This is a genomic window from Serratia bockelmannii (assembly GCF_008011855.1).
Classification (GTDB): Bacteria; Pseudomonadota; Gammaproteobacteria; order Enterobacterales; family Enterobacteriaceae; genus Serratia; species Serratia bockelmannii.
In genome coordinates, this window is record NZ_VOUX01000007.1 from 135,673 (window position 1) to 142,946 (window position 7,274).

5 protein-coding genes are annotated in these 7,274 nt (G+C 59.3%); 3 read left to right on the forward strand and 2 right to left on the reverse strand.

Features of this window, described 5'->3' with window-relative positions; translation table 11 throughout:
* Window positions 1-20: 20 nt before the first annotated feature.
* Complete coding sequence (locus FOT55_RS11550; protein WP_025301802.1) at window positions 21-1,178, reverse strand: multidrug effflux MFS transporter; 1,158 nt, start codon at window positions 1,176-1,178, stop codon at window positions 21-23.
* Window positions 1,179-1,278: 100 nt separating this feature from the next.
* On the opposite strand from FOT55_RS11550, the gene FOT55_RS11555 reads away from it, so the two are divergent.
* Window positions 1,279-2,046, forward strand: a complete 768-nt coding sequence (locus FOT55_RS11555) for an AraC family transcriptional regulator (RefSeq protein WP_147823487.1) — start codon at window positions 1,279-1,281, stop codon at window positions 2,044-2,046.
* 108 nt (window positions 2,047-2,154) lie between these two features.
* On the opposite strand, the gene ushA is transcribed toward FOT55_RS11555, so the two are convergent.
* Entirely contained in the window at window positions 2,155-3,807 is a 1,653-nt protein-coding gene (gene ushA / locus FOT55_RS11560) for a bifunctional UDP-sugar hydrolase/5'-nucleotidase UshA (protein ID WP_025301800.1), read from the reverse strand.
* A gap of 178 nt (window positions 3,808-3,985) precedes the next feature.
* Between ushA and FOT55_RS11565 the strand changes: the two genes are divergently transcribed.
* Window positions 3,986-5,206: an MFS transporter gene (locus tag FOT55_RS11565; protein WP_025301799.1), complete on the forward strand. Its 1,221-nt coding sequence runs from the start codon at window positions 3,986-3,988 to the stop codon at window positions 5,204-5,206.
* 245 nt (window positions 5,207-5,451) lie between these two features.
* The gene (ybaL, locus tag FOT55_RS11570; protein ID WP_025301798.1) at window positions 5,452-7,143 is read left to right on the forward strand and encodes a YbaL family putative K(+) efflux transporter; all 1,692 of its coding nucleotides are present in this window, start codon (window positions 5,452-5,454) and stop codon (window positions 7,141-7,143) included.
* Window positions 7,144-7,274 lie beyond the last annotated feature (131 nt).

Consider the following 7,274-nt stretch of genomic DNA (forward strand, 5'->3'; position numbering starts at 1 on the left):
ATGTCCGCCCCGTTTATCATTCAGCTACGCGCAGGCAACGCCAAACGACGCTCGTTGTGCGCCACCCGCCACGCCAACAGCAGCACGCAGAGACTGCAGAGCGACAGCACGGCACCCAGGTGCAGCGACAGCCCCGCCAGCACCAGGCCACCGCCGAGCATCAGGTAATACATCAGGCCAAGGATGGCGCCGGCAGTGCCCATGCAGTCTTTATAATGGCGCAGCGCGCGCGCCAGAATATTGGGAATGGCGATGCCGTACGCCATCACCACCAGCATCATCGGCAGAACAAACCACAAGGTCCCTTCCAGCAGCAATACCAGCAGGCCGCCGGTCAGCGACAGCGCGCAGGCCAGCATCAACAGTGCGGGGAACAGCCAGCGTTTGCCGATCAAAAACTTGTTGATCGCCGCGCCGATACCCACTCCGACCGCCAATACCAAACCGGTATAACCGAACCACTGCGTCGGCAATCCCAACGCTGAGAAGTGGAATGGCGCCAGTTGGTAATAGCTGAACATGCAAATATTGAACAACGCCACCAACAGCGCACTGAGCCAAATATCCCCGTCCTTGATCATCCGCCCCAGCGTGCCGAAAAATGAACTCTTCACCACCTGTTGCGGACGCGTCTCCGGCAGTTGCCAACCGGCATAGCCCAACAACAGCGCCGCCAACAGCGCCAAACCGCCGAACACCCCCTGATAGCCCCAATAGTAAGTCAGCACTGCGCCGCTCAACACGCCAACCGCCGGACTGATCGCCATGGCGATCCCCATCACCGAGAACACCCGCGCCAACTCATAACCGTCGAAGCGATCGCGAATCGCCGTTTGCGTCCCGACCGAACCGACCGCCGCGCCAAAGGCGGCCAGCACACGCGCCGCCAGCAGCACGCTGAAGCTGCCGCTGAACAGCGCGATGATAGAAGCCAGCAGATAGAGCGTCAGCCCGGCCAAAATGGTAGGACGCCGCCCGATGACGTCGCACATCCGCCCCCATACCACCACGCCGAGCGCAAAAGCGAAAAAGTAACAAGAGAGCGTTTGCGCCGCCATCTCCGCACTGACCCGGAAACCGTGCGCAATGTGCGTCAATGCCGGGCTGTAGATGGTCTCCACCACCTGGGGAAACATCATCATCGACGTCGCCAACGTCAGCGTCAGTTTACGTTGCATAACAGATCCTGTAGCCAAGAATAGGCTGCACAAGGTAGCATCAGCTCCCCGGTACCGATTACAATATAAAAGACAATAAATTTACAAAATCGGACATACTATGGCGTGGCTTCAGGCGCAGGACAGTTTTAATCCGGATACGCTCGACAACGGGGTACTCGGGATCGCCGCCGAACTGGCGCAGCACGACTCGGGCACGCATTGGCATGACAGGGGGCAGTTGCTGTTCTGTCAGCAAGGCAGCATGCGCATCACGCTCAACCAAAGCATCTGTATGCTGCCGCCGGGCAGAGTCGCCTGGATCCCGCCGCAGGTGGCTCACCGCGTTCAGGTCAACGGCGTCGTCGGTTACCGTTCGCTTTATCTCGACGCCGATCGCTATGCCTGTCTGCCTGCGCAGCTTGCCGTACTGACAGCCTCGCCGCTGCTGCGCGAGGTGTTGGAACGCATCGCGTTCGCCGCTTTCGACACCGACTGGCAGCACGGGCCTCACGCCAATATTCTGGCGGTCTGCCTCGACGAGATCGCCGCCGCACCGCGCGAACTGACGTTGCTGCCGCTGCCCAGCGACCGGCGCCTGCGCCATCTGACCAATCTGGACATGCTTCCGCCGCTGCACGAGCTATCGCGCTATAGCGGCGCTTCCGAGAAAACCATCAGCCGGATTTTCCGCCGTGAAACCGGTCTCAGTTATCAACAGTGGCGTCAGCAATGGCGCCTGATCAAAGCGATAGAGATGTTGGCCGCAGGGCTGAGCCAATCCGAGGTCGCCGGCCAGCTGGCGTTTTCCAGCGACAGCGCCTTCGCCACTTTTTTCAAGAATATGATGGGTTGCCCAGCGAGGGCGTATATGGAGAGACGAAAGTAAGACGCCGTCTAAAACGGCAACGCAGACAGAAGGCGTTGATGGAGAGGAGGCTCGCGAAGGCGGGAACGGCGCCCCCGCGACACGCGAGAACGCCGTTCCGCTACACCTCTATCGATAGACGATCTCGCCCTTTGGCTCGTAGGCCGCCGCATCCAGCGGCGAGTGTTTCTCGATGTACTGCTTCAGCACTTCGGCATCGATAAAGCCGGTGTTGACGTAGCTCGGCAGCCCGTCCAGCTTCGGATAGCCGTCGCCGCCCAGCGCATTGAAGTTCAGTGTCGCCATGCGGTAGGTTTTATCCGCCTGCAGCGGCTGGCCGTTGATCTTCACCTCGCTGACGCCCTTGCCGTCCGCCACTAGGCTGACGTTGGCGAACTGGGCGTAGGCGCCGGAGTCCGGCTTCATGTTGGCCACCACCGCCAGATACTGTTCAACCTCACGGCCTTTCATATCGACATGCACCAACGTGTTGCCAAACGGCTGCACCTTGAGCACGTTCTTGTAGGTGATATCGCCGCTTTCAATCGAATCGCGCACCCCGCCGCCGCTCATCACGGCGAAGTCGGCGTCGGCGCGCTCCCTCTGCGCCGCCAGCATCACCCGAGCCAGGTTGGTCTGCACGAAGCGCACCTTGCTGCGATCGCCTTCAAGCTTGCCGTTGACGCTGCCGATCTTCACGCCCAGCTGCGCCTTGCCCTTATCCTGGAACGGCGTCAGCAGCTTCATCATGGTCGGATCTTCCGCAATCTGCTGGGTGTAGTACACCCGCTCGCTGGTGCCGTCCGCCTTCTCCACCTTCTTCTTCAGGTTTACCGGGATCAGCTGATAATGCACCAGCTTCAGCTCGCCGTTGCGGAATTCGAAGTCGGCGCGACCCACGTATTTCCCCCACTCATGCGCTTGCACGATCCAGGTGCCGTTCTGGCGATCCGGCGAGCACGGCGTGCCCGGCACATAATCCACCTGTTTGCGGTTGTCGCCGGCCATACACACCGGATCCTGTGAGTGGCCGCCGACGATCATGTCGAGATATCCGGCCGGCAGGCTGCGCGCCATCTCCACGTCGCCCGGCGCGTTCGAGCCGTGTTCGCCGTTATCGTAGTGCCCCATGTGGGTGGCGGCGATAATCACGTCCGGCTTCTCGTCCTTGCGAAGTTGCTCCACCACCTGCTTCGCTTCCTGCGCCGGCACGCGGAACTCCATGTCGGTGAAGTACTCCGGGTTGCCAATCTTAGCAGTGTCGTCGGTCGTCAGGCCGATAACGGCAATCTTGATGCCCTGCTTGTCGAACAAGGCGTAAGGCTTGAACAGGCGTTGGCCGGTGCTTTTCTGATAGATATTGGCGGACAGAAGCGGGAAAGTTGCCCATTTCTCCTGCTGGCGCAGTACGCTCAGCGGGTTGTCGAATTCGTGGTTGCCGATCGCCATCGCGTCATAGCCCACCAGGTTCATGCCGCGGAAGTCCGGCTCGGCGTCCTGCAAATCCGATTCCGGCACGCCGGTGTTGATATCGCCGCCGGACAGCAACAGCAGGCTGCCGCCCTGCGCCGCCACTTCCTGACGAATGCCGTCCACCAGCGTTTTCTGCGCGCCCAGACCGTATTCGCCGTGATCGTTCTGCCAGAAGTGACCGTGATGATCGTTGGTATGCAGAATGGTGATGGCGTAGGTCTTATCCTTTTCCCAGGCACTGGCGGCCCCCGACAGCAACGTCAGGGAAACGGCCAGCGCGCATGCGGTGGTTTTCAGCGAAAAACGCATGGCGGATCTCCGTGTATTCAATAGCTTTTATGATGAGGGCGGAATTGTAGCGCGAATTAATGACAGCTGATTTCAAATTTTTGCGATGTGAGTCTGATTATTTCAGATATGGTAAAAATTGGGCGCCCTGCCTAAGATGTCATCTCTGTGCTCAACAACTTCTCAGGCTAATAATAATATGACCGACAGTAGCCAAAGCGCGATGCCGCCCGCCAAGGGCAGTGCGGTGAAGGGAACCGCCTTCTCCATCCTTGGCGCCATCAGCGTGTCTCACCTGCTCAACGATATGATCCAGTCGCTGATCCTGGCGATCTACCCGATCCTGCAAGCCGATTTTCACCTCAGCTTCGTGCAGATCGGCATGATCACCCTGACCTATCAGCTAACCGCCTCGCTGCTGCAGCCGCTGATCGGGTATTACACCGATAAACACCCGCAGCCTTACTCGTTGCCGATCGGCATGGGCTTTACCCTGTCCGGCCTGCTGCTGCTGTCGGTGGCGAGCACCTTCCCGCTGGTGCTGCTGGCGGCGGCGCTGGTGGGCACCGGCTCATCGGTCTTCCACCCGGAATCCTCGCGCGTGGCGCGCATGGCCTCCGGCGGACGACACGGCCTGGCGCAGTCGCTGTTCCAGGTCGGCGGCAACTTCGGCAGCTCGCTCGGCCCGCTGCTGGCCGCGCTGATCATCGCGCCTTACGGCAAAGGCAACGTCGCCTGGTTCACGCTGGCGGCACTGCTGGCGATCGTGGTATTGCTGCAGGTCAGCAAATGGTATCAACATCAGCATCGGGCAACTAAAGGGCTGCCGAAAAGCCCTTCGGTGTTGAAACCGCTGCCAAAACGTACCGTTGCCTACTCACTGGGCATTCTGCTGGTGCTGATTTTCTCCAAATACTTCTACTTGGCCAGCATTAGCAGCTATTACACCTTTTATCTGATACATAAGTTCGGCGTTTCAGTGCAGAATGCGCAAATTCATCTGTTCGCCTTCCTGTTCGCAGTAGCGGCTGGCACCATTATCGGCGGGCCTCTTGGCGATAAGATAGGGCGTAAATACGTTATTTGGGGCTCTATTCTCGGCGCTGCACCATTTACCCTTGTTTTACCCTATGCATCACTCTATTGGACCGGCATTTTAACGGTGATCATCGGGGTTATTCTCGCCTCGGCGTTCTCCGCCATTCTGGTCTACGCTCAGGAGCTTATCCCCGGTAAAGTCGGCATGGTTTCCGGCTTATTCTTCGGTTTTGCTTTCGGTATGGGCGGGTTAGGCGCGGCAGTTCTTGGTTATGTCGCCGATTTAACCAGTATCGAACTGGTCTACCAAATCTGTGCTTTCCTACCGCTGATCGGCATTATCACCGCGCTACTGCCCAATATGGAGCATAAACCGCAATAACCCCGCGAACCGCCCGGATGAAATTATTTATTCATCCGGGTTATCCTACGGATAAATCAATGTTATTTGGCTTATCTGACACAAAACTCCCTTATTGCCCCGCCTTAAGTGAAATCCTCTGCTTTTTTACAAAAAAGGCCAAATTAGCCAAGCAAGCCGCGAACAAATGCAATAAACTAAATGTATCTTTTCGTAACTTTGTTGCGTTTCTCCCGTGCCGCGATGCATAGCCAGAAGGAGTATGGATGCATAATTCAACACCGCTCATTACCACCATCGTCGGAGGGTTAGTACTCGCCTTCCTCCTCGGCATGCTGGCGAACCGCCTGCGCATCTCCCCTCTGGTGGGGTATCTGGCCGCAGGGGTACTCGCCGGCCCGTTCACCCCCGGTTTCGTTGCTGATACCTCACTGGCGCCGGAACTGGCGGAAATCGGCGTTATCCTGTTGATGTTCGGTGTTGGCCTGCACTTCTCTTTGAAAGACCTCCTCGCAGTAAAATCTATCGCCATACCCGGCGCCGTGGCGCAGATAGCCGTCGCTACCCTGCTCGGCATGGGGCTGTCCAAGCTGCTCGGCTGGGATCTGATCTCCGGGCTGGTGTTCGGCCTCTGTCTCTCCACCGCCAGCACCGTGGTGCTGCTGCGCGCGCTGGAGGAACGGCAGCTGATCGACAGCCAGCGCGGGCAAATCGCCATCGGCTGGCTGATCGTCGAAGATTTGGCGATGGTGCTGACGCTGGTGTTACTACCGGCCTTCGGCAACATGCTGGGCAACAACAACGCCAGCAGCGGCCAACTGCTGATGGAGCTGGCGCTGACCATCGGCAAGGTCATCGCCTTCATCGCGCTGATGATCGTGGTCGGCCGCCGTCTGGTACCGTGGATCCTGTCGAAAACCGCCAGCACCGGCTCGCGCGAACTGTTCACCCTGGCGGTATTGGCGCTGGCGCTCGGCATCGCCTACGGCGCGGTGAAACTGTTCGACGTCTCCTTCGCCCTGGGCGCCTTCTTCGCCGGCATGGTGCTGAACGAGTCCGAACTGAGCCACCGCGCGGCGCACGATACCCTGCCGCTGCGCGACGCGTTCGCGGTGCTGTTCTTCGTCTCGGTCGGCATGCTGTTCGATCCGATGATCGTGATTAACGAACCGCTGGCGGTGCTGGCGACGCTGGCGATCATCGTGTTCGGCAAATCCGCCGCTGCGTTCCTGCTGGTGAAAATGTTCGGCCACTCCAAGCGTACCGCGCTGACCATCTCCGCCAGCCTGGCGCAGATCGGCGAATTCGCCTTTATTCTGGCGGGCCTCGGCATCACGCTCGGCATGATGTCGGAACACGGTCGCAATCTGGTGCTGGCAGGCGCGATCCTGTCGATCATGCTCAACCCGCTGTTGTTCACCCTGCTGGAGCGCTATCTGGCCAAGACCGAAACCATCGAAGAGCAAATCCTCGAAGAGGCGGTGGAAGAAGAAAAGCAGATCCCGGTAGAAATGTGCAACCATGCGCTGGTGGTCGGCTATGGCCGCGTCGGCAGCCTGCTGGGCGGCAAACTGGCCGAGGCGGGCATCCCGCTGGTGGTGATCGAAAACTCCCGCCCGCGGGTGGAAGCGCTGCGCGAGCAAGGCATCAAGACGGTGCTGGGCAACGCCGCCAATCCGGAAGTGATGGATCTGGCGCGGCTCGACTGCGCGCGCTGGCTGCTGCTGACTATCCCCAACGGCTATGAGGCCGGCGAGATCGTCGCCTCGGCGCGCGCCAAGCGCCCGAACATCGAGATCATCGCCCGCGCCCACTACGACGACGAAGTGGCCTACATCACCGATCGCGGCGCCAATCAGGTGGTGATGGGCGAACGGGAGATCGCCAACAGCATGCTGAACATCCTGCAGCTGGACACCCTGAGCGAAGAAGAAAAAATGGGCGGCTGCCCGATCTGAAACGCCACGCGCGTGACTAGTCCTGATATAGGTTGACACTTTTCAACCGGATAACGCCCGATGAACCTCATCGGGCGTTTTGTATTTCAGCGACAAGTGCGGCCGCCGCGTGTTGTAGAGGTTCACCGACT